1 protein-coding gene is annotated in these 547 nt (G+C 70.2%); it reads left to right on the forward strand.

From position 1 onward, the window contains the following. On the forward strand, positions 1–372 hold a 372-nt coding region (locus tag ACRWND_RS30970), incomplete at its 5' end, for a transposase (RefSeq protein ID WP_431955318.1). Between the last annotated feature and the right edge of the window lie 175 nt (positions 373–547).

Here is a 547-nt window from a genome sequence, read left to right on the forward strand (position 1 = left end):
AACACCAAGAACGTCCCGATCGCCGCACTCGAACTGCGACACCGCCAGCGCGCGAGAGCCGAAGACCGCATCCGCGCCGCACGGGCCACCGGCCTGCGCAACCTGCCCCTCCACGACACCGCACAGAACCAGATCTGGCTGGAGATCGTCCAGATCGCTCTCGATCTCCTCGCCTGGATGCCGATGCTCGCCCTGAGCGGCGACGTCCGCCGGTGGGAACCCCGCCGCCTGCGGCTGCGACTGTTCTCCGCCGCCGCACAACTCGTCACCACCGGACGGCGCCGCGTCCTCCGCCTCGCGGCCCACTGGCCCTGGACAGGCGCGATCACCCAAGCCCTGCAAAGGCTCGCAGCCCTGCCAAACCCAGGATGACCAGCCACTTCCCGTCCCTACGAGCAGCACCACCCCGACCGGAGCCGTGGAACCCGGCGCCCACCCGACGCGACAGCCGGGCCACCAGCCTGCCCACCTGCAGGAATCTCGGCCCCCGAAGGAGCCGAAAGGGCCCGCCAGCAAGCTGACGGGCCCTCATGCAAGATCGAGGCTA

The sequence above is a fragment of the Actinacidiphila sp. bgisy167 genome, assembly GCF_965342175.1.
Taxonomy (GTDB): Bacteria; Actinomycetota; Actinomycetes; order Streptomycetales; family Streptomycetaceae; genus Actinacidiphila.